Consider the following 21811-nt stretch of genomic DNA (forward strand, 5'->3'; position numbering starts at 1 on the left):
AGCGTTTTGCTATGTTAGGTGCTTCTGCTGCTTTGATAGGTTTTATGTTTTCTCAGACTATTAAATCCATTAGGGAATATAAGAAGATAGCTGCGGAAAAGGCTAATTTCTTTGAGAAGGGTAAAGCAGAAGGCAATATTATGAATGATGGTGGAAATAATATTATGAATGATGGTGGAAATAATATTATGAATGATGGTGGAAATAATATTATGAATGATGGTGGAAATAATATTAAGATTGAGAGTACAAATGATATTGTGAATGATTTTGGTGGTAATGAGCCGAATTTGTTAATAGAAGAAAATGAGATTAGTGATAATTTCAACGATATGAATAATTATTATAATGATATTATCGGGGAAAAGTCTGATGCTAGTATCATATCTGATGTTCAAAGTGAAGGTGGGGATCTTGTACGGCCTGTTGGAAAACCAAAGCCATCTTTTGGAAAATATACTGACTATGATATATCCAATAATAACATTGGGCAGATTGCTGTAGGACCAGAATCTACTAAAATATATACTATAGATGGAAAGGTTATCGACCAGGTTAAGTTTGAAGATGCAAAATTTAATGCTTATACAGCAGATGGTGAAAAAATTTATGACGGGATGACCCTATATGATGCTGATGGAGCTCCAATAAAATTTAATGAGAAAAACTTTTGTTCTCAAGAAAGAAGTGATATTGTCTCTCATATATTTACTGATAAAAACAATGTTCTTTATGATAGCTGTGGTAATCCATTTTATGCACATAGAAGCAATGTAAAAATTAAATATGTGGAAGGCAATGACTATTTTACTCAAACTGGAAAAAAAGTTGATCCTAAAGAGATTGTGCTTAATGATGATGGTGTCCCTTATGATATGAAGGGTAATCCACTCTATAGGGTTCGTATTGGAACAAAAAATTATGATGTTGGTAGATTAAGAAGTATAGAGTTAATTAATTATAAGGGTGAAACTGTACAATCTTTTAAAAGCGACGTTCATGGCTATGTGCATGATAATGCAGGTAATCTTCTCTTAGATCCTAATGAAATTAATCGTCTCTTAAAGGTTATTGATAGTAAATATAAGCCAACATTTAAGGATATATTTTGGCCTTGGTATCTTCCAGATGTGTCTTCAAATCCGGATGATAATTATAAAGGTAATTATAGTGGAGATTTAGGTTTGGATATTGATTTGGAGGATGGTGCTTTTGCAAAGTATGTTTCTCCAAATGATGAGCAAGAAGCAATTGTATATCCAATATTATAGGATGTAAGTATCCTATTTTATCATCTCCTTATCATCCTATAATCCTATTTCATTAAGTTTTGTTAATATTTTAGTTTACTGCCTTATTTTTTTTTTTTTTTTTTTTTATTTTGTTTTGGTTTTGTTAATATTTTTAGTGCATTGTCTTTTTTTTTTTATTTTGTTTTGGTTTTGTTAATATTTTTAGTTTATTGCCTTTTTTTATTCTTTTTTATAGTTTTGATAATATTCTATTTTATTTCTATCTCATCACCTATTTTCAAACAGTCATCGAATTCCTTCTTGTCAAATTCCACTATATATTTAGCTGGTCTTTTAGGTACATAATAATTCCAAGGCTTTAAATCTGCTATTTCATAGACAATATTGTTCTTATCAATAAAAACAATAACTATCTCAAATCTCATAAAGAAGCTATGAATCGAAGATCTTTCCTTTTTGCTAAGTTTATTGGGAATTTCAAGCAATAAGGGATTTTTTGCATTTTTTCTAAACATAAGTCCCATTAAACGACTGAAATAATCATTGGCTATTTTTATCTCTACAATTTTTTCATTTGATTTTTTAATATGCAGTGAATACAAATTTTTATTCTTTTTATTTTTCCTATTTTTCAATTTAATATCCATAACTATCTTATTTTCTATATATTTTTGATATTTATAAATATTTTTATTTTTAAAAACTTTTTTACACTTTAAAATCAATTTAACAAGCAAATTATAATTTTTTAATTTCCTCATAATATTATATTTATATAAAAATATTATCGTTATAAAGATTAATAATAATAAAGTTTATTTATATTCAAAATAAGAAATATAAATCATAATAATTTATATTTTCTATTTTGTTTCAATTCATTAAAATCAAATTATTTTCATTCATCTCTATGAATCTATAATTTATTTAATGCATTTATCTAAAATATTGAAGATAATTTTTATTTAATCATTAAAGATTTTAAATCACATTTATTAGGAGAATCGATATGCCGTTAATAGAGGCAGAGAAAAGCTATGACTTTAAGAAAATAGAGGAAAAGGTTCAAAATTTTTGGGCTGATTCTGACATTTATGAAAAAACAAATAAATTGCGAGCTAATGGTCCACAATATTCATTTTTAGACGGACCGCCATATTGTAGTGGAAAAATCCATTTAGGTACTACCTGGAATAAGGTCATTAAAGATACCTTGCTCCGTTATAAGTCTATGAATGGGTTTAAGTTAAGAAGACAAGCTGGTTGGGATACTCATGGATTGCCTATTGAACATAAGGTAGAGCAATTGTTGGGAATTGAATCCAAACAGGAAATTGAAGAGAAGTATGGTATAGACAACTTTATCAAGCAATGTAAAGAATTTGCTATGGAAAATAAGGTTGCCATGACTGAACAATTCAAAAGCTTAGGGGTTTGGTTTGATTGGGATAACCCTTACATGACCTTAGACCCTAAATATATGGAATCAGCTTGGTGGACATTGAAGAGAACTCATGAAAAGAATTTGCTTACCCGTGACCAAAGGGTAATCAGCTGGTGTCCACATTGTCAAACTGCACTTGCTGCAGCTGAAATTGATTATACTGATGGAGATGACCCTTCAATTTATGTACGTTTCCCATTGAAGGAAAAATTGATTACCGATGGGGATTACGCTGATTTGAAACAGTCTTTCCTTGTATGGACAACCACACCTTGGACCCTACCTGGAAACTTAGCCATTTGTTTAAATGAGGATTTCGACTATTCCTTTGTAAAGGTAGATGAAAGATTGAATGATGGCGAAGATGAAATCCTTATCATTGCAAAAGAGTTGTTGGAAACTGTTTTAGGTCCAATTGAAGTCATTCACAAAAACAAATTGCCAAATCCTAAATATGATCCTGAAGATGAAGAGTCAAAGGAAAAGAAATACATCATAGAGGAAGAAAAGGAAGTGATGTATGAAATCATCAAAACCGTAAAGGGATCTGAACTTTTAGGTTTGTCTTATGTTTATCCTTTAGCTGAACAAGTTCCTAAGCAAATGGAAATCGAAGCTGAAAATGAATTGGTTCACACCACTTTCCATGGAGACCATGTAGAATTAGGTGAAGGTACCGGTTTTGTACACACAGCTCCTGGACATGGTCCTGAGGATTTTGAAATCGGTCAAAAAGTGGGACTTCCTATACATTGCCCGGTAGATGAAGTAGGATGTTTCACTGAAGATGGTGGAATCTATGCGGAAGGGTTCACCAAAGACATGAATGACACCATTATTGCTGATTTAATTGCTCAACATTTAATGTATAAACATGATACAATTAATCACAGATATGGTGTATGTTGGAGATGTAAAACTCCTATCATCTACTTAGCTACAGAACAATGGTTTATCAAAGTACCTGAAATCAAAGATAAAATGCTTTCTGAAATTGATAGAGTTGAATGGGTACCTAAATGGGCTGGTGAAGGAAGATTCCATGATTGGGTAGCTAATGCTAAGGATTGGACCATTTCAAGACAAAGATACTGGGGTATTCCTATACCTATTTGGATCTGTCCGGACTGTGGTGAAATCAAGGTAATCGGTTCAGTTGAAGAGCTTAAAAATGAATCAATCAATGAAATCACTGCAAGTGATGAGGATTTGGTTCACAGACCTTATGTTGATGACGTATTGATTAAATGTGATTGCGGAGGCTCAATGGAACGTATTCCTGATGTATTGGATGTATGGATTGACTCAGGAGTTGCAGGTTGGGCAGCACTTTACTATCCTCGTGAAGAGGAAATGTTTAATGAATGGTATCCTTATGACTTTATTTGTGAAGGGCATGACCAAACAAGAGGATGGTTCTATTCTCAATTAGGTACTGGTGTAATTGCTTTAGACCAAGCTCCATACAATAAGGTTTTAATGCACGGATTTGTATTGGATGAAGAGGGCAAAAAGATGAGTAAGTCTTTAGGCAATGTAGTCCAGCCTGAAGAGGTCATTGAAAAATATGGTGCAGATGTACTTAGATTTTACCTCTTATGGGCTTGCAAGCCATGGGATGACCTTAAGTTCGTTTGGGATGAATTGAACAATGTCAAAAAGATGTTCAATATCCTTTGGAATGTATATGTATTCTCAACAACCTATATGGTTCTTGATGAATTTGACCCTGCAAAATGCGTATTGGATGGCCCTGATGCAAATGTGACATTGCGTAATGAGGATAAATGGATATTGTCCCGTGTAAATTCACTTGCTAAGGAAGCAGGAGATGCAATCAACGATGTGCATTTCCACTTGGCTACAAGGGCAATCAATAATTTCATCCTTGAAGACTTAAGCAGATGGTATGTAAGATTAATCAGAGGAAGAACCTGGGTGGAAAGCGATGACCCAGATAAGTTAGGTGCATACTATTCACTTTACACAACACTCAATACCTTAATTCATTTGATGGCTCCAATCACTCCTCATTTATCTGAAGAGATATATGAAAACCTTGTCAAAAACTTAGATGATAATGCTGTTGAAAGTATTCATATGGACGATTGGATGTATGATGAAGCTTTAATCGATGAAGAGCTTGAGGCAAAAATGGATAATGTAAGGGAAATCATCGAAGCAGTTGCAAGGGCAAGGGATATAGCAAGATACAAGCTCAGATGGCCTGTAAGTGACATCACTGTTGTATCTCAAGATGATGAGGTATTGGAAAGTGTATCATCTCTTACAGATGTAATTAAAGATCAATCCAATACTAAAGAGGTTCTTACAGCTACTGAATTTGAAAACCTTACCTTTATTGCAAAACCTAATCTTAAGACTTTAGGTCCAAGGCTTAAAGGAGATATGGGCATTGTGCAAAAGTTCTTTGGACAGGCAAAAGCAGAAGGATTAGGTAATTCCATTAAGGAAGAGCTTGATTCCAATGGCAAATACATTGTCATAGGTGAAGACAGAGAAGGAAATAAAAAGGAAATTGAACTTTCTCAAGATGATGTCCTTTATGAAACTGAACTTCCAGATGATGTTGTAAGTGCAGAATTTGCTGGAGGAAACGTATTTGTAAATACTAAAATAACTCCAGAAATCTTATCTGAAGCTATGGCTCGTGAACTTATCAGAAGAATCCAAGAAATGAGAAAAGAGATGGACTTGGATGTTGAAGCCAATATTGGCGCTATGGTCAATACTGACGGTGAATTCAAAGAGCTTGTAGAAAAGCAATCTGATGTGATAAGTGAAGAGGTCAGAGCAAATTCACTTGTAATATTTGATGGTGATGCTTGTGAAGTTTGTACCGATAAAGGTTTAGGCAGAGAGTATGAGGACATTTCTGTAGAATACTCTAAAGAATGGGAAATTGAAGATCATAAAGTGATTATTTCTGTAGTGAAACTTGAATAATCTATGGATTTAAGATTGTTTGAAAAGATGTGAATAATCATTTAAAATTAAAAAAATTATATATTTATGTTAAATCTATGCTAAGGTGTTAAAATGACTTTAACAGATTCTGAAGTAAAATATATTGAAGGAATTCTTGGTAGAGAAATGAACGAACTGGAGGAGGGCATGTTGGATGTAATGTTCTCTGAGCATTGTTCATATAAGAGTAGTAGGCCAATCTTAAGATTGTTCCCTACTGAAGGTGAAAATATTGTTTTAGGGCCTGGAGATGATGCAGGTTTAGTATCCATTACAGATGAATATGCTCTTGCTGTTGGTATGGAAAGTCATAATCACCCTTCAGCGATTGAACCTTACGGAGGAGCAGGTACCGGTATTGGAGGAATTCTAAGAGACATTATCTCTATGGGTGCAATGCCAATTGCTCTTCTTGACAGTCTTCGTTTTTGTCCACTTGAAGACCAGAAATCAAGATACTTGTTTGAGCATGTTGTAGAAGGTATCTCTGACTATGGTAACAGAGTAGGAGTTCCTACCGTTGGTGGGGAAATCGAGTTTGATGAGTCATTCAGGGCAAACCCTCTTGTAAATGTATTATGTGCAGGGCTTGTTAAAAAGGATGAAATCGTTATGGCTGTTGCTCCAAACATTGGGGATGTTTTCCTCCTTATGGGTGGAACAACTGGACGTGACGGAATTCATGGAGTAACCTTTGCATCTGAAGAATTGACTTCCGATTCTGAAAAGGAAGACCGTCCTGCTGTACAGGTAGCTGATCCATTTACCAAAAAGAGAGTTCTTGAAGCTTCACTTGAAATCCTTGAGAAAATCGATTGTTCCGGTGTAAAGGATTTAGGTGGGGGAGGCCTTACCTGTTGTATATCTGAACTTGTAGACAAGTCAGGAAATGGTGCAGTTGTAGACCTTAGGTCCATTCCTTTAAGAGAAGAAGGTATGACTCCTTATGAAATTATGCTTTCAGAATCCCAGGAACGTATGGTTTTTGTCATCAATCCAAAAGATGTGGAATTGGCACAGGCTATTTGTGACAAGCACGAAATTCCATCTGCGGTTATCGGTGAAGTCACTGATGGAAATCATATGGTAGTTAAAGACTTTGATGCTGAAGTGGAATTGCAGACATTATGTGATGTTCCAACCATTCTATTGGCAGATCCTCCTTCACTCAACAGAGAAATGAGAGAACCTGCTAAATCAGATGATTTAGTTGAAGTGGAAGATGGACCAATTGACGAATCATTAATTAAGGTATTGTCATCACCTAATATTGCAAGCAAATCTTGGGTTTACAAGCAATATGACCATGAAGTTCAAACCAGAACTGTTGTAAAACCTGGTGACGATGCTGCAGTATTGCAAATAGATGATGAAACAGCTGTTGCCTTAACTGCTGACTCAAATACAATCCACACTAAACTCTCTCCATATGATGGTGGAGCAGGAAGTGTAGCTGAAGCCATTCGTAATGTGGTTTCAATGGGTGCAAAACCTTATGCAGTTGTAGACTGTCTTAACTTCGGTAATCCGGAAATTCCTGAAATCCTCTGGCAATTCAAGGAGTGCATTAAAGGAATGTCTGATATTGCAGAGAAATTCGAATCTCCAGTCATCAGTGGAAATGTAAGTTTCTATAATGAGACTGAAGGTATCAAAATCAACCCAACTCCTGCTGTAGGTGTCATTGGGGTTGAAAAGTTAGGAAATATCAGGACACTTCCATTTAAGAAAGAGGGAGATAAGATTATTATCATCGGTAAGACCTATGATGAGGTTGAAGGTTCCGAATATCACAGAGCAGTTCATAACTTGGAGCAAGGTGACGCTCCTAAGATTAGAATTGATGATGAATTGGCTGTTGCAAACACAATTCTTGACTTGATTGAAAATGATGGAGACTACACTAAATTCCTCGAAGGAGAAGAAGAACTTGGCATAACCGCTACCCATGACATATCTGCTGGAGGTATAGCTATTGCATTATCTGAAATGGCTATGTCTGGTAAAATAGGTTGTGAAGTGGACATTAGCAAAGTTCCTGCTGAAGATGGAATCAGTGACAATAACTTATTGTTCTCTGAATCTCATGCAAGATTCATAATAACTGTAAAAGCTGATAAGGCAGATGAAATCATAAATGCCATTGATGTGGATGCTGCAATTATTGGTGAAGTCAAAGGGGATTCATTAGTCATTAAGAATGCAGATGAAACCATCGTAGATTTAGCTGTAGCAGACTTAGATGATGCTTATCATGGCGTTATTGAGAAATATATGGCTTAATCACGTTAATATAAGAATTTAAGTAAGAAAATAAATATTAGAGTTTTTCTCTATATTTTATTTTCAAATTTTTATTTAATCTAATTTAATTATTCTTTCTTATTTTTAGTTAATTATTTAATAAATTGTTGGAGTAATTTATTAAATAATTAATTGATTTTGTTGATTAATTATTGATTGATTGATTATTGATTAATTTATATGATGATTTATGTAGATAATTTGTTGATTGATTATTGATTAATTTATATGATGATTTATTAGATAATTTATTGATTATTTTGATTATCTTAATTGATTTATTAAAATTTATTAAATATTTATGGTATGAGATAATAAGGACGATAATATGAAGTTTATATCAAATTTAATTCCATTGGAAGACGCTTTAGCTAAAATTGATGAGAATCAAAAGATTATGGATATAGAAAAGATACATGTAAGAGATTCTCAAGGAAGAGTTTTAGCTCATTCTATCTCTTCTTATCATAACTCTCCTCCATTTGACAAGTCTGCTATGGATGGATATGCAGTTATTGCAGAAGATACCTTTGGCGCTTCCAATAATGTTATAAAAGAATTAAAGATCATTGATAGAATTGGAGCAGGTGACTTTTCAGATAAAACCTTATCAAATGGCGAAGCTATTGTAATAGCAACTGGTGCACCGATTCCAAATGGTGCAAATGCAGTTTTAATGAAGGAATTCACATATGAGGAAGGAGACAATTTAGAGATTCATTCACAAGTGACTCCTGGTGAAAACATTTCACCAAAGGCTGAAGACATAGCTGAAGGAGATGAAATATTAGGTGCAAATGTTTTAATAAGGCCTCAGGAAATGGGTTTGATTGCTTCAGCAGGTCATAGTGAAGTTGAAGTCTATAAAATACCAAGAGTCAAGTTGATTATCACTGGTAATGAACTTGTTGAACCTTCTCCAAAGCTTGATAAGGCTAAAATAATCAATTCTAATCAATACACCATTGCAGCATTGATTAGAAGTGCTGGTGCCATTGTAGATATAGATCATGGTCCAGATGACTTTGAATCTGTAAAAGATGCAATAGATAAGGCAACAAAGGAATATGATGTTGTAATAACAACTGGAGGGACAGCTATCAGTAAAGGGGATGTAGTTGTTGATGCAGTTGAGGAATTAGGGGATGTATTATTCCATGGTGTAGCAATGAGACCTGGAAAACCTGTTGGTGCAGGAATTGTAAATGGCACTGCCGTATTCATGCTTACAGGTCAGCCTGTAGCTGCGATGGGTCAGTTTGATATAATTGCAAGACGCTACATCTTTAGGATGCAGGGAATCGATTATACCCACAATGTAATTAAAAGGGGTTCCGATACAAAGATTCCATCATCTCTTGGAAGAACTGACTATATTAGAGCAGTAGCAGATGATGAAAAGGTGCATCATGTATTGAATAGAGGTTCTGGAATCATACGTTCTATGGTTGAAGCTAATTGCTATATAATTATTGATGAAAACCATGAAGGTATTGAAAAGGGAGATGAAGTTGATTTAATCTTCTTTAATGATATGGCATGGCCTACACTTTAAATATTTTTTTAAAACAGCTTTTTTTTATATTTAAAAATTTTATAATATTATTATATTTTTTTTTAAAACATCTTTTTTTTATATTTAAAAATTTTATAATATTATTATATTTTTTTTAAAACATCTTTTTTGGCTTTGTTGAAATCATATAAATTTGTATAAAAATTTTTAAAGATAACTGTAAAAAAGCTTTTCAACAGACCTTTTTTTTTAAATTTAAAAAGTTTATAACAATATTATATTTTTTTCAAAATGAGTGTCTGCCAAAACTATAAAAATTATTTCAAAATCATTCTTAAAATCCTTTTATTTAAAAATAAAGAAACAAATTTTTAAAAAAATCTATTTTTAGTGAATACTCAATTAAAAATAGTACATAAAAATTTATCATTTTATAAATTTTGTGTAGTTTATATAATATGTAAATATAAAACTTAATATATAATAATAAATATATTTAAATACACAATAATATGGGGAAAATGAATAATTAGGCAAAACATAGAAATGATATAAAGAAGTAATTTGGGGATTATAAAAAACTTATATATCATATCCAATTAATCACTTGCTTATTTTAAAATATTATTGGAATTAATAATTATAGGATTATATACAAATAATCTGGGGGACTTGTTAAATGAAATTAAAAATACCTGTTGCGCTGGTATTTTTATTGGTTTTATTCTCCATCAGTTTTGTTGGAGCATCTGATTTAAATAGCGATTTTAGGGGTATCGATTCTGATCAAATTCAAATATCAGACAGCAGCAATATAGAAGAATCTATTGATGATGGCATAATTGGTTCTCAGGAGCATTTAGATGACCTTAACAATCAGGAATCTGTGGATGAGGTTTATTCTGATGGCGCTCCATCTACTTTTTTAGACCTTGAAAATCAAGTGAATGCTACTGAAGAAGGAGGAGTATTATGTTTAACCAGTGACTATGTAGCCACTGGCAAAAATTTTGTAGCGGTAAATAAGGTCATTACCATTGACGGGCAAGGTCATACAATTGACTGTGCTAATAACAATGCTTATGCCTTTTGTTCTGAAAAAGGTGAAGTCACATTAAAGAATCTGATTATTAAAAATTCGGCAAACAATTTTACAAAAAATGGAGGGGCTCTATTTATTGCATGGACTGCTGAATGGACATTAATTAATTGTACTTTTGAAAACAATTTAGCTCAGGAGTATGATGGGGCAATTTATCATATGTCCTCTGGAACACTTACCATTATAAATTCTACTTTTAAAAATAACAAGGCTCAAGAAGAGGATGGAGGTGCTATTTTCTCTAAAGGGGACCTTGTTATAGAGGGGTCTTATTTTGAAGGCAACAGTGCTCTTGTTGATGGAGGTGCTATTTATTGTACAAAAACTCTTGAAGTAACTGACACTGAGTTTGTTAACAATAAGGCTTTCGGTGCAAAAGTGCATAAATGTTATGGTGGTGCCATTTGCGCTAAAGATTATATAATGGTGGATTCTTGCAATTTCTCAAATAATATTGCTGAAAACTATGGTGGAGCGATCTATGCTCATAAGGAATTGAATCTTATTGCTTCTAATTTCACCCAAAATTCCGCTAAAGAGGGTGGAGCCATTTATGGAGGTGGCTCTCGTGTAATCGTCGAGGGTTGCAGTTTTATAAAAAACTCTGCAAATTCCAGTCGTGCTGGAGCAATTTATGCTAACGAGTGGTTATATGTAGGCAGGTCTATCTTTGAGAACAACACTTCTCAAGGTAAATGTGGTGCCATTTATTCAGATTATATTCAATTTGATGGTGAGAGTAAGTTTATTGCTAATTCTGCTAAAAGCCATGGTGGTGCCATTTACACTTGTAAAATTGCAAATAAAGTAACTAACTTAATATTCGATGGCAATCATGCCAATGATGATTTTGGTGGTGCCATTTACATTAATGATGTGTGCCATAATGTAAGTTTCCATTCATGTGTATTTAAGAATAATTATGCACAAGCTGGAGATGGTGGTGCTATTCATAGTGACAGCAGTTCCACTGATTTAACTTTATATGATTGTACTTTTATTAATAATCATGCTACTGGAGGAGTTAAAAAGAGATATGGTGGTGCGATTTGTTCCTTTGGAACTGTTAATGTTAACAATTGTACTTTTAATGATAATTGGGCTCAAAATTATGGTGGAGCAATATATTCCTATAATACAGTAAACTGTTATAACTCTCATTTCAAGGCTAATAAGGTCTATGTCGATGGTGGAGGATCAATTTACACAGAAAAGTTAGGTGTAGTTAAAGATTCAACATTTGAGTCTGGATATTCAGAAGGTGATGGTGGAGCTATTTATGTTAATGGTTATGCAGACAAGCATTTCCAAATTCATCATTCCTATTTTAAGAATAATCATGCCAAAGGTCGTGGAGGGGCCATTTATACTGATCAATCTGCATCCCATTTAGATTTATATAATAATGCTTTCATAGGTAATATTGCTGATGATCAAGGAGATGATGTTTTTGTTTCAGGGGAATATTCCAAATTGCAAAACAATTGGTGGGGAACTAACAATCCTTCATTTAATAGTCAAAAATTAATGGAATATAAAGTCTTTGGAAGCAATAAAAAGCATTCTGACAGCAATTATATATCAAGCAGTTTGTCTGGTAAAAGTGATGGTGTCAATTATCTTCCTGTCCATTTAAAAATTAGTTTCACATATGATGTGCCTAGTTATTTGGCTAATGATGTTTTATTTAGCAGTGATAAGGATGGAGCTTTCAGTATCACTGCAGTAAACAGCAAATCATTTGAATTTGATTATATTCCTAATGATGCAGGTTCTCATAAGATTACTGTAAAGATTAACTCTCAAGTCTTAACTTATAATTTAAATATTCAAAAGACCAGTGTTTTTGGTGAGGATTTTGTTAAGATATATGGAAAAGGGGATGTTTATTCTGCGGTATTTTTAGATTCTGAAGATAATTTCTTGCCGATTGGAACAATTGTCCAGTTCGATTTGAATGGCACAAAATACTTATCTCATGTTAAGGATAATGGTGTTGCTAAGTTGTATGCTAATTTAGAACCTGGAGAATACACGGTTAAAGCAATTAACACTGTCACAGGTGAATCCTTTAGCAATCAGATAACCGTACTTTCAGCTGTGTCAAATGCTACTTTTAATATCAATGACACTTATAAAATCAAATTTTTAGTCAGTGATAATGAATCTGCAAAGGGCATAGTCACTTTCAGTATCGATGGCAAAAATCACACCTCTAATATTACTGAACATGGATGGGCTTTATTAAGACTTGATGTGGCTCCTGGAAATTATACTGTCACTGCAAGTTATCAAAATATAAGCGTCAAGGATAAAATTACTGTAATCAATCAATATTCAAAACTGATAGATCATCTAAATGGTACCAGTTATGGTTCATTATTGCCTATTTATAATAATGAGTCATTTATGGAATTAGAAAATGTCACTTATAGTGTTATAGGTGAAAATACTTATCGTTATATTTTGCCTTCCCTTCAATCATTTATTTTATATAATGTAACAGTTTCCAATAGCACTGAACTTACAAATGTTTTAAGGAAAATGTCAAAAAGGGATTATAATGTTGATGTCACTGTCATAAATCTTAAAAAGGGAACTTATACAATTTCTGAAAGCTTTTGGCATGATAGGGATTGGGATTACCTTATCCATTTAAGCCATGGTAAATTATTCATAAATGGTAATGGAGCTACAATTGATGATGGGTATAAGCATAACTTTATTTATGGCAATCCGAATACCGTGATTTCAATTAGTAACCTCACTTTAAAGAAATTCGCACGTTGTTTTGTAAACTATGGTGAGTTGTATTGTGCCAATTCAACATTTGTTAGCAATAATGCTAAGAAATGGTCTACTGAAACTTTAGGTGCTGTGGCTTATAACTTAAACAAGGCTACATTTGATCATTGTATTTTTGACAATAATGATAATTTCCAAGCATATGTCTCTGCATTTGGCTATCAAAGTGAAGAGGGTACAAAGGCTGGTGTTTTATATGCTGAAACCAATTCATTAACTAATTTCATACTTTGTAAATTTTTATCAAAAACCGATAACATTTATGCTTCCAACAAGTCTATGGTTGTTTTCTATGATGATGATTTTCAACTTTATCAGTCCATTGTAAAGAACAGTTTCTTAAGCATTGAATCATCAGTTAGCATGAGGGGCATCAATAGCTTAAATGGGAATAACACATTCGTTTTGTATTATCCTGATGCCAAATCCTTTTCAACTGTCTTTAATGATATTCATATGATTAATGATGCTTCAGGATATATTATTAAATTAGAAAACAAGGTTTATAATTTCAGTGAAAGCGATTATAAGCAAATGACTACTAATCTTAATGAATGGCGTACTCCACTTATTGATCCTGGAATTTATTATGTTGCACATAAGGATAAGGGAATGTTGGATATGGATTCTAGAGCCATTGTAGTTAATGGAAATGGTGCTACCATTGACCTTAGTGGAAATAGTCTGGACAATGATTATCATTTTGCCATTGTTCCTAAGCACGGCAGTTTGACTTTAGTGAATTGACCTTATCTGGTTTCAATAGTGCAATTTTAAATTATGGTACTCTTTTCATTATCAATTGTACATTTGTAAACAATTGCTATCACACTCTTATGGATGTTGATTATGGTGGAGCCATAAAGAATTATGGTGGTGTATATTGTTATAACTCAACTTTCACTTCAAATAAGGCCTCTAAAGGTGCAGCAATCTATAGTGAAGGTGTTTCTGCACAGGGATTATTTGTCAACTGTGATTTTTCAAAAAATCAGCGTATAGATGTGATGGGGAAGATGATTTATTTAGAGAGCAACTTCCATATAACTCGAAATTCTGTTATAAAATTAGTTAATTGCAGTGGTGTTTATGCATCTACTATCCATACGGAAAAGGATGGCTTATGCTTGATAAGGGATACAGTAAGTCCTACCATTTATAATGTGGTTATTGATAGTGTCAGCTCTTTAATGAGGCTTTCTAATTTAGTTAATAATAATGATGAGTATGATATTATAAATGTCACATTTGAAAAGGGAGATTATATGGTTTTCCCTGATTCAAAGGTTTTGTTTGAAATGGATTACGGTAAATTGATCATTAATGGTAATGATGCTCGTGTGTTTGTTCTCAATCCAAATTGTAAGGATGAGACTCAATTTTTAACTACAACTCTTCGTTCTTATGTTGTTATTAATGGTTTGGTCATTGAAGGTTTCAATATTGCAATTGAGAATTCTGGATATTTGGAGATATATAACTCAATTTTTTACAAGAATGAGGTTGATTATCTTGTTAAGGATGATTATGGTGGCGCTATTGTTAATGATGGTTCTTTATATGTTTTCAATTCAACTTTTAAGAGTAATTGGGCTAAATATGGTGGTGCGATTTATAATACTGGCTATGCTTGTATCATAGATTCCAGTTTCATTAGTAATGTTGGCTATAATAACTATTCTGATACCCATCTTGATATTTATAATCATGAAGGTAATATTGAAATCATTTCTTTAGGTGGAGCATATCCTAAAACCATTGAACACTTCCCTATTGCTCAATGGAAAGAGAATTTGTACCTGTCAATTACTTATGCAGTTTCTTCAGCGATTCTTACAGCAACAGGTGCTGGTTTGAAAGTATATGGAGTTCCGCACTGGGCTATAAGCATAATTGGAGGTATAATTGGCGGATCCTTTGGTACCGTTACTGGTGCAATCTACTCTGAAGATCATCAGGATTATAGTAGCTTTTGGACTTCAGTATTTGCAGGTGTTACACAAGGTATGGATATGACTGCATTTGGTGAGGATTATGTTGATTATCGTAGAGTTTAGCACATTGGGACATCAATCAAAGAGAGGATTGGAAGGAAGTTTATGACTGGTTTGTTCGTGTCTCATTCCTTGGTAATTTATATGAGTTGTCTTCAGATTGGATTAAGGAGAATATTTTTGGTGATACTGTATTTGGTTCAAATGATGAGGATATTAATGTAATCTAATGTTCCTAATATAATTTAGATAATTTTTGCAAGATAATATAATGGGGTTAATTAAGGATACTTGAAATTTGGGGAAGTGAGAAAATGAAATTCAAATATATTTTTTTGGTTCTAATATTTTTATTCCTATTAGGTTCAATCGCTTCTGTCTCAGCGAGTTGTTATGAGGATATTAGTACTGTAAGTATTGATGATTCTGTTTTGAATGATGTGGATGCTGTTGGTACATTTGATGAGGATTTGTATGATGTGTCAGATAGTTCCAATTCTAAATTAAAAGATGATGGTGATGCGGAAAAACTTTCGCTGATTTGGTAAATGAAATAGAAAATGCTAATGAGGGGGATGAAATTAATATAACTCATGATTATTATATTGAGAATGAAACATTTGGTATAAATGTTTATGCAAATAATCTAACCATAAATGGTAATAATTATGCATTTTATGGTGGCGAAAATCTCATTAACTTCAATTTAATCACTGTGTATGGCTCAAATCTTGTCTTAAAGACTCTCATTTAATTCTATGGTGTTCAATGAGTCTCACAATGCAATTCAGTGTTATGGAGGGAAAGGAACAATGTCTTCCTGTATCTTCTCCAATAACGCTGCCTATAATGGGGGTGCTATTGATTGGTCCGGTTCAGATGGATTAATAGAAAAAAGTGAATTTTCATATAATTATGCCCTTTTTGATGCTGGTGCCATATATGTTAGTGGAAGGAATTTAACTATCAATGAGACCTATTTTGGAGTCAATTTAGCTGAAAATAATGGTGGGGCTCTTTATATGGATAATAGGGACTATATAATAGACTCCTGTACATTTGAATACAATATCGCTAAGGAAGGTGGAGCCGTTTATGCTTCCGATAACGATGGTACTGTCATCAACAGCTTTTTCTCATATAATAATGCTAATGAGGGAGGAGCCATTAAATGGACAGGTAACTATGGTAAAATATCCAGTAGCCTATTTGAAAACAATAATGCTACTGAAGCAGGTGCCATCTCCATATTAGGTTCTGATGTGATAGTGGATAATGTCATATTTATCAACAACACCGCTGATGATGGAGGAGCCATCTCAAGTAGGGACAATCATAATTTAACTATCATGAATTCAAGTTTTAATGATAATCGCGCTCAGCTTGGTGGTGCAATTTCCAGTGATTCAGATATTATTCTCTTTTCAGTTTTCGACAACAATCAAGCTGATTTTGGTGGCGCTGTCTATTCAACAGAGGAATTCCAAGCTGCAAATTCCACATTTAAAAACAATAATGCAAGCACATATGGGGGAGCACTTTACCTTGATGAATGCGGTGAAATTCTTTTATGTGAGTTTTTCAACAATTCTGCAGATCTTGCCGGTGCAATTTTTGTTGTTAGAGACCTAAATGTAACAGATTCAGTATTTAAGGATAATGTTGGAAAATTATACTCTTCAAATAATGTTATTTCCTATGATGGTACCGTTACATTAGATAATGTAAGTTCTGATACTCCAATTTCTTTAAAACTAGTTCAAATGAGTTTCATATCCATTAAAAACAACACTTATGGCTATAATACTGTCATTAGTTTTAATGTAACCGATTCACAGGGATTATCTGCAAACCCTAATGCTACTGTATTGCTTACAATCAATGGCAAAACATACTCTGCTAATGCAAGCAGTGGAATTGCAGTTTTCAAAATTTCCAATTTAAATGCAGGTAAGTATAAGTATACCGCTATTTATAAGTGCAATGGCTTTATGGAATATTGCGAGAATGGAAACTTTACTATCAATCCTTTAAGTGCAAGCATAAGCGCTAAAGCAGCTAGATATGTCATAAATTATGGAGGCAATTATAGAATTACTCTAAAAGATAAAAATGGCAAATTAGTTCCATCTCAAAAGGTAACCTTCATTTTAAATGGCAAAACCATTGGTTCTGCAAAAACCAATTCTAAAGGTGTTGCAACTATTAAATTAACTGCAAAAATTTTAAGAGTTGCAAAAGCAGGTACTAAAAAGCTTGTTATTAAAGTAAATAGCAATAATTATAAGGTCAGCAGCAAAACTGTGAAAATAAAGATTTATAAGGAAAAAACAAAAATAATTGCTAAAAAGAAAACATTTAAAAGATCTACAAAAGTTAAAAAATACACAGTAACTTTTAGAAACAGTAAAAACAAAGCAATCAGAAATGTTAAACTTACTTTAAGGGTTTATGGTAAAACTTACAGGGCCAAAACCAATAGAAAAGGTCAAGCAACCTTTAAAATCAAAAACTTGAAGAAAAAAGGAAAATACACAGCAGCAATCAAATTTGCAGGAAGCAGGTACTATATAAAATCAACTAGAAAAGTAAGAATAACTGTAAAAAGGTAGGATATTTAATCTACTTTTTCTTTGTTTTATTTTATCTATTTTATTTTTATATTTTTTTCCTTTTTTTTATTTCATTTTTTTTTATTTAGAACTTTTCTATTATATTCTTTTTTTAACGACTTCTTCTACCTAATCTATAGAACATATAGTATGCAAAGTAGTCATCATGATTGTTTCTGCTGTTTATGCTTCCTTGAGTGTATCCATTGTTATACCCTCTATCATAGGCATAATCTTCTTCATATTCTTTTTGCTCTTCAATATAGTCCTCTTGCATCTTATTTAATTTTTTATCAAATTTTTCCTTTGAAAATTTGGATTTAGGACTGTATGAAACAATCTTTTTAATTGTATCGTTAACATCATTTCCATCATAGGACAATGCATATATTGTCTTGTTTGATTCAAAGTAGAGATAGGTTACATCATGTTCACAAATTGATCTATGGCTATAGTATGCAACTGCATGATGTCCGTCAATTTCCATCTCTTCAGCATCGTAATTTTCATCCAATGTAGACTCATAGCCATAATTGTGTTTAAGTGACTTGTCATCTTCCAAAGCTACAAGTCCGAAGGTAAATACATTTGTCTTAACGTAATTTCCTCCTGAGTCACTTCCCCCTCCATGCTCTGGCGGAATCTGGAAATTGGTGTTATATACAGTTATATTCACCCAATCTGAAGTGTCCACATCACTTCCTGCGCTTGCTATGCTAATTGATATAAGTGCTATAATCCCCATTGCACATGCTAAAAAAATTATTTTTTTATTCATGATTTATTCTATTTTCTTAATCTTTTTTAAAAATTTCTTTTTTTATTTTAAAATTTTATTAAATCATCATCAAATAAAATTATCAATCAACTTTAAAATGGCGGTCATGACTTAAAATACTTTATATATAAATTAAATAATTAGTTTTTTATACTATAAAAACTTAATAATATTATTCATTACTTAATGTATTTTTTTCAACTAAATGTTTTATTTTAAAGGATAATTCATTGGTTGATGGTATTTTCCTATTATGTTTTATTTTAAAGGATAATTCATTGGTTGATGGTATTTTCCTATTATGTTTTATTTAAAAAAGAATAATGTGTTATTATGAATGGTATATGGTATTATGTAATAACCTTCTTTATTATTTGGACTATTGCACTTGTATTTAAGGATAAGCTTACAGAATATGGAGTTCAAGTGAACTTTCCTCTTTTGATGTGGAAAACTCAAAGATTAAGAGGTTTCATTGATAGAATCGCAAAAAGGGCTCCTAGATTTTGGAAATGGTATATGAATGTGGGAATTGTAATATCCACTGGATTTATGATTCTTATGGCGGTTGCCCTAATCTATTCCCTAAAGACACTTATGGATGCTCCTTCAGTAAGTTTGGTAGTTCCAGGAGTTGAAGTTCCAGGGTCTCCAATATTCATTCCATTCTTAAGCGGTCTGATTGCACTTGCAACAGTTTTGATTGTTCACGAATTCAGTCACGGAATATTGGCTAGAGTTGAAAACATAAGCTTAAAGTCTATAGGGCTTCTCTTGTTTGCAATTCTACCAGGTGCTTTTGTAGAGCCTGATGAAGAGGAAATGAATGAATTGAATCGTCCTGCTAAAATGAGGATTTATGTTGCAGGGTCTATGGCCAATTTGACATTGGCCGTTATTGCACTGATTCTTATGATGCTCATATCATCCTTTGTCATGCCTGCTGTATTTCATGAAGATGGTGTTCAAGTCAGCAGATTGACTGAAGATGGAAATGCCATAAAGTACTTGTCACCGGGAATGATCATTAAGGAAATAAATAATGTAAGTTTAAATGACTCTAAAGCCTATCAAAAAGTGGTCACTACCTTAAAGCCAAATGAAACGGTTGATATTAAGACGGATAAGGGGGACTATAGTTTCAAATTGAAAACAAATCCTCAAAACAAGTCTTTAGGTTATATGGGAATACAAGCAAAATCAAACAATGTCATTGCAGAGCCTTTTGACAATCAGTTCTACACTCCATTATTGTGGATTTTCATGCCATTAAGTGAATTGCTGTTTTGGATATATTTCCTTAACTTTGCAATAGGAACCTTTAACCTGCTTCCTATGAAGCCATTGGATGGTGGCCATCTCCTTGAAAACTTATTGTCTTATGTAATGCCTGAAAGTGCTTATAGGCCAATAGTATTGTTCTTGTCATTCTTTATGGCAATAATTATTGTAGTTAGTCTTGTTGTTGGATTACTCGGCTTTCCCGCTTAAATAATTATTTCCTATATTTTTTTCACAATAAAATTTGTTCGTATTTCATAAAACCAAAACTTTATATATATTAAAAACCATATACATAAATGTTTAAGCATTTACGAACTAATAATACTATTATTGGGAAAGATGCTAAAATGCAATACGAAAAATACTGATTTTTTTAAAATTGATGTATTTAAAATATTTAGAGGTTATAAAATGAAAGCAAAAGCTGAAAAAATAGGTGATGGAGTATACTGGATTGGTGTACTTGACTGGGACTTAAGATCTTACCACGGTTACACTTTAGATGGAACCACTTATAATGCATACATTGTATTTGGTGAAAAGGTAGCTATTATCGATAACGCTTATCCTGGAAAAACTGAAGAAATGATGGCTCGTATCGAAGATGCATTTGAACAAGAAGGCAGAGAAGTAAAAGTTGACTACATTGTTCAAAACCACGTAGAAAAAGACCACAGTGGTGTTTTATACGACTTATGGAAAAGATTCGATGCACCAATCTACTGCAGTAAAATCGCTCAAGGCGGATTAGTCAGACACTACCCTAAATTAGAAGGTGCAGACTTTAATATCGTTGGAACTGGCGACGCTCTTGACTTAGGTGGAAAAACCTTAGCATTCTTAGATGCATTCTTGCTTCACTGGCCTGACAGCATGTTCACCTTACTTGCAGAAGATGGAATCCTATTCCCTAACGACGCATTCGGTCAACACTTATGTTACGCAAAAAGATTAGACACTGACATTCCAGAATACGTTCTTATGGATGCAGCACAAAAGTTCTACGGTAACTTAATCACCCCATTATCCAAAAAGGTACTTAATAAATTTGATGAAATCATTGAATTAGGCTTATTGGAACAAGTTAAAATGATTGCTCCTTCCCACGGTCAAATCTGGACTGACCCAATGAAAATCATTGGCGCTTACAGTGACTGGGCAACCGGTAAAAGAGCTGAAGACAAAGTGACCATTGTTTACGATACTATGCACTACTCTACCCAAAAAATGGCTCACGAAGTTGCTGAAGGAATCATTGCAGAAGGATACGATGTGGAAATGTACTTCTTGCACGAAGATGAAAGAAGTGAAATCGTAAAAAGCATATTGACCAGTAAGGCTGTTGCTTTCGGTATTCCTACAATCAACGACTTCCCATTCCCAAGCATTGGTGACCTCATCTACTACTTAAAAGGTCTCCATTTCAACAGAACTGGATTCAAAAGACCTGCTGTTACCTTTGGTTCCATGGGTGGAAGAGGTGGAGCTGTCGAATTCATTGCAAATGAACTTGCTGATTGTGGATTCGAAGTTCTTGACCAACAAGAAATCTACTATGTACCTGCAGATGAAGACGATGACACCAGCTTCAAGTTAGGTCAAAAATTAGTAGAAGAAGCTAAAAAATTAGAACTTTAAGTTTTTAAAGTTCTTTTTCTTTTCTTTTTTTTTTTTTTAATTTATTGTCTCTAATTCTTTTTTTTAATATTTTTATAATTGTTTAAGCTATAT

General features: G+C 33.0%; 13 protein-coding genes. 11 read left to right on the forward strand and 2 right to left on the reverse strand.

Translation table 11 applies throughout. The features are described from left to right. Positions 1–1271, forward strand: a 1271-nt coding sequence (locus QZV12_RS07715; protein WP_295619784.1) for a hypothetical protein, incomplete at its 5' end; no start/stop codon positions are given. A 230-nt stretch (positions 1272–1501) separates the two neighbouring features. On the opposite strand, the gene QZV12_RS07720 is transcribed toward QZV12_RS07715, so the two are convergent. Then, complete coding sequence (locus QZV12_RS07720) at positions 1502–2014, reverse strand: DUF192 domain-containing protein (protein WP_295619787.1); 513 nt, start codon at positions 2012–2014, stop codon at positions 1502–1504. 248 nt (positions 2015–2262) lie between these two features. On the opposite strand from QZV12_RS07720, the gene ileS reads away from it, so the two are divergent. The 8 genes from ileS to QZV12_RS07760 all read left to right on the forward strand — a co-directional run bounded on the left by ileS (position 2263) and on the right by QZV12_RS07760 (position 18018). Beyond that, complete coding sequence (gene ileS, locus QZV12_RS07725; protein ID WP_295619791.1) at positions 2263–5664, forward strand: isoleucine--tRNA ligase; 3402 nt, start codon at positions 2263–2265, stop codon at positions 5662–5664. A gap of 93 nt (positions 5665–5757) precedes the next feature. Beyond that, entirely contained in the window at positions 5758–7968 is a 2211-nt protein-coding gene (purL, locus tag QZV12_RS07730) for a phosphoribosylformylglycinamidine synthase subunit PurL (protein ID WP_295619794.1), read from the forward strand. A 349-nt stretch (positions 7969–8317) separates the two neighbouring features. Beyond that, complete coding sequence (glp, locus tag QZV12_RS07735; RefSeq protein ID WP_295619798.1) at positions 8318–9544, forward strand: gephyrin-like molybdotransferase Glp; 1227 nt, start codon at positions 8318–8320, stop codon at positions 9542–9544. Positions 9545–10184: 640 nt separating this feature from the next. After that, a complete protein-coding gene (locus QZV12_RS07740) occupies positions 10185–14159 on the forward strand; it encodes a right-handed parallel beta-helix repeat-containing protein (RefSeq protein ID WP_295619800.1) in 3975 nt (1324 codons plus the stop codon). Beyond that, positions 14156–15469, forward strand: coding sequence for a hypothetical protein (locus QZV12_RS07745; protein ID WP_295619803.1), 1314 nt, complete (start codon positions 14156–14158; stop codon positions 15467–15469). Before QZV12_RS07740 ends, QZV12_RS07745 begins: the two co-directional genes overlap by 4 nt. 251 nt (positions 15470–15720) lie before the next feature. Beyond that, positions 15721–15954 carry a hypothetical protein gene (locus tag QZV12_RS07750; protein ID WP_295619806.1) on the forward strand — a complete coding sequence of 78 codons (234 nt, stop codon included), beginning with the start codon at positions 15721–15723 and terminating at the stop codon, positions 15952–15954. Next, entirely contained in the window at positions 15948–16160 is a 213-nt protein-coding gene (locus QZV12_RS07755) for a hypothetical protein (RefSeq protein WP_295619809.1), read from the forward strand. The genes QZV12_RS07750 and QZV12_RS07755 overlap by 7 nt, the downstream gene beginning before the upstream one ends. Positions 16161–16428: 268 nt before the next feature. Next, entirely contained in the window at positions 16429–18018 is a 1590-nt protein-coding gene (locus QZV12_RS07760) for a hypothetical protein (protein ID WP_366925552.1), read from the forward strand. 112 nt (positions 18019–18130) lie between these two features. Here the strand turns inward: QZV12_RS07760 and QZV12_RS07765 are convergent, their stop codons facing one another. Next, positions 18131–18763: a hypothetical protein gene (locus QZV12_RS07765; protein ID WP_295619815.1), complete on the reverse strand. Its 633-nt coding sequence runs from the start codon at positions 18761–18763 to the stop codon at positions 18131–18133. Positions 18764–19129: 366 nt separating this feature from the next. Here QZV12_RS07765 and QZV12_RS07770 point away from each other — a divergent pair, with 366 nt between their 5' ends. Together QZV12_RS07770 and QZV12_RS07775 are read left to right on the forward strand one after the other, a co-directional pair. Next, a complete protein-coding gene (locus QZV12_RS07770) occupies positions 19130–20287 on the forward strand; it encodes a site-2 protease family protein (RefSeq protein WP_295619818.1) in 1158 nt (385 codons plus the stop codon). Between the two features lie 204 nt (positions 20288–20491). Continuing rightward, entirely contained in the window at positions 20492–21718 is a 1227-nt protein-coding gene (locus QZV12_RS07775) for an FprA family A-type flavoprotein (protein ID WP_295619821.1), read from the forward strand. Positions 21719–21811: the final 93 nt, after the last annotated feature.

Source organism: uncultured Methanobrevibacter sp. (assembly GCF_902769175.1).
In the GTDB taxonomy this organism is placed as follows: Archaea; Methanobacteriota; Methanobacteria; order Methanobacteriales; family Methanobacteriaceae; genus Methanobrevibacter.